Source organism: Micromonospora sp. M51, from assembly GCF_018070305.1.
Classification (GTDB): domain Bacteria; phylum Actinomycetota; class Actinomycetes; order Mycobacteriales; family Micromonosporaceae; genus Micromonospora; species Micromonospora parva.
The window spans coordinates 1-1,978 of record NZ_JAGPXZ010000964.1; the positions used below are offsets into that span (position 1 = coordinate 1).

At 73.0% G+C, this 1,978-nt stretch carries 2 protein-coding genes and 1 pseudogene; all 3 read right to left on the reverse strand.

Translation table 11 applies throughout. The features are described from left to right. The coding region (locus KBX53_RS31295) for a glycosyltransferase family 4 protein (protein ID WP_210863357.1) at positions 1 to 770 on the reverse strand (770 nt) is incomplete at its 3' end. A 16-nt stretch (positions 771 to 786) separates the two neighbouring features. Next, positions 787 to 1,719, reverse strand: a complete 933-nt coding sequence (locus tag KBX53_RS31300) for a phosphatidylinositol mannoside acyltransferase (RefSeq protein WP_210863359.1) — start codon at positions 1,717 to 1,719, stop codon at positions 787 to 789. Positions 1,720 to 1,765: 46 nt separating this feature from the next. Beyond that, positions 1,766 to 1,978 (reverse strand): annotated as a pseudogene (locus KBX53_RS31305) (CDP-alcohol phosphatidyltransferase family protein); the annotation flags it as partial.

A 1,978-nucleotide genomic window follows, 5' to 3' on the forward strand; every position in this document is an offset into this window, starting at 1 on the left:
ACCAGGCCGAGGAACGTGATCCGCTCGTGCAGCTCGGCGGGGAACTGGTCGTACAGGTCGTCGGGGTCACCGGGACCGGCGACGAGCAACCGCAGGCCGGGCCGGGTGGCGGCCAACGCCACGAACGCGTCGCGCAGCACCGGGAAGCCCTTGCGAGCCTCGGTGAACCGGCCCAGGAAGCCGAGCGTGCCCCCGGTGCCGGCCGCGCACTCCCCCGGCCAGCCCGGCAACGGCTCGGCGTCGGCGAACTTGGCCACCGCCACCCCGTTGGGAATCTCCACCGCGCCGCCGTCCATGTGCTCGACCTGCACCTTGCGGGCCAACGCGCTCACCGCGATCCGGGCCGTGATCCGCTCCAACACGATCTGGAGCACGCCCTGCGCGGCGGCGAGCACCCGGGAACGGGTCATCGCGGTGTGGAACGTGGCCACCACCGGGCCACGGGCGGAGAGCACGGCCAGCAGCGACAGGCTCAGCGTGAGCGGCTCGTGCACGTGCAGCACGTCGAAGTCACCGTTGGTGATCCACCGCCGCACCCGGGCGGTCGACACCGGGCCGAACGCGATCCGGGCCACCGAACCGTTGTACGGCAGCGGAACGGCCCGCCCGGCGGACACCACGTACTCCGGCAGCGGCGAATCGTCGTCAGCCGGCGCGAGCACGCTGACCTCGTGGCCCAGCGCGATCAGCGCCTCGGCGAGGTCCATGACATGGTTCTGCACCCCACCGGGCACGTCGAAGGAGTACGGGCACACGATGCCGATCCGCATGTGTCAGCCCACCTCCTCAGGCCTGGCCGGAGGCCGACGAGGGCAGCGCCGCGCCCTCCCCCGACCTTCCCTGGTCCAGCCACATCCGCTGCAACATGTGCCAGTCTTCCGGATGCCGGGCGATACCCGCCGCCAGACGGTCAGCGATCAACTGGGTCAGCGACCGGACCCGCTGGTCCAGGGGACCCACCTCGGGCCCGGGCACCGGCAGCGGGCCATCCAGCGACGCACACGCGGCGTCCGGCTCGTACCACATCGAGGCCACGTAGAGCGGCGCGCCGGTGTGCAGCGCGAGCAGCGCCGGCCCGGCGGGCATCCGGGTCTTCCCGCCGAAGAAGTCCACCTCCACCCCCCGGGCGGAGAGGTCCCGGTCGGCCAGCAACGGCACCACCGCACCGGCGCGGAGCCGGTCCAGCAGCACGTCGAAGGCCGGGCGCGGCCCACCGTGGGTCGGCAGGATCTCCATCCCGAGGACCTTTCGGAAGGCCAGGAAACGCTTGTACACGCCCTCCGGCTTGAGCCGCTCCATCACCGTGGTGAGCGGCCAACCGGTGGCCGCCACCCAGGCACCGGCGGCATCCCAGTTGCCGGCGTGCGGCAGCGCCACCACCGCGCCCCGGCCGGCCGCCACGTCGGCGGCGAGCAGCTCCGCGCCGTCCAGCCGGAAGGTGGACAGGATCTGCGACCGACTCAGGCTGGGCAGCCGGAACGCTTCCATCCAGTACCTGGCGTACGAGCGCAGCCCGCGCTTGACGAGATCGTCCAGCTCGGCGTCGGGCAGCTCCGGGCCGACCACCCGGCGCAGGTTCGCGCGCAGTCGGGCCGTACCCCCGCCGCCGGTGCGATGGGCGCGGTCCGCGCCCGCCTGGAACGCCGCCGCCACCAACGGCCGGGGTAGCGCGCGGATCACCCGCCAACCGGCGATGTAGCCCAGCTCGGTGAGGTTCACGCGACTCGGCCGCCGGTCTTCCGACGGCGGGTCGCCGGCAGGCCACTCACGCCTGACCGTCCGGCTGGAGCTGCTGGGCCTGGCGGTAGACGTGCGTCATCCGCTGGCCCACCGTGAAGATCGACACGGCGGCGAGCAGCCAGAGCGCGATCTCCAGCGCCGGCTTCACGTTCAGGCCGGTGAGGATCCCGCCGACGCCGACGATCAGCAGCCGCTCGGTGCGTTCGGCGATGCCCACGTTGCAGGTCATGCCCAGCCC